Origin of the sequence: Porphyromonas uenonis 60-3 (assembly GCF_000174775.1) — a bacterium.
Classification (GTDB): domain Bacteria; phylum Bacteroidota; class Bacteroidia; order Bacteroidales; family Porphyromonadaceae; genus Porphyromonas; species Porphyromonas uenonis_A.
In genome coordinates, this window is sequence record NZ_ACLR01000222.1 from 1 (window position 1) to 634 (window position 634).

Consider the following 634-nt stretch of genomic DNA (forward strand, 5'->3'; position numbering starts at 1 on the left):
GTATAGACGTGTGGAAGTAGAGCAATCCGTTGTGTGCATAGATAGCTTTGAGACCAAACTGCATACCAAACTGCTTGGCCGATATATGCTTGACAAGACGCTTATCCTGCTTGTGTATCGTAGACATCAGTAGCCGTACGAGCGTTGGGGTCTCATTGCCTAGCTCCTTGAAGTATATATCTGCCTTGTTTGAAGGTAGATTACCTTCACCAGAGTGGAGGAAATCCACCATCTCTAGCGACAGCTTCTCAGGCTCCTTGGCATACTTTACATTGAAAGCGTAAAAAGAGCCATCGGTGCAGATTACAGACATATTTGTCTCTGTCTCAAAGTCCTTGACGGAGGCTTTAACACGGAGAACGTTCTCTGCGCTTTCCGCCTTAGCAGCGACAATGTTGGCACTCCCTAAGTCCACATAGCGTATCGGTGCGGGAAAGATGAGATGGGTGGTTTTGTCAAAGGTGACCTCTAGTCCATACGGTATAACGGTACGACCATCAGGCATACTTCTCGTCAAGCCTTGATACAGGTCGCCTGACGACTGAGCGTGAGCGGTGGAGAATGCGCCAGCTCCTAGTGTCAGGAGGGCGAAAATAAGAGTGAATAAAGTCTTGTTCATTGTATAGATGATGTT

General features: G+C 47.5%; 1 protein-coding gene. It reads right to left on the bottom strand.

Going from position 1 to position 634, the window contains the following annotated elements:
* A partial coding sequence (traN, locus tag PORUE0001_RS08885; RefSeq protein ID WP_007366115.1) for a conjugative transposon protein TraN occupies positions 1-619 on the bottom strand: 619 nt, incomplete at its 3' end.
* Between the last annotated feature and the right edge of the window lie 15 nt (positions 620-634).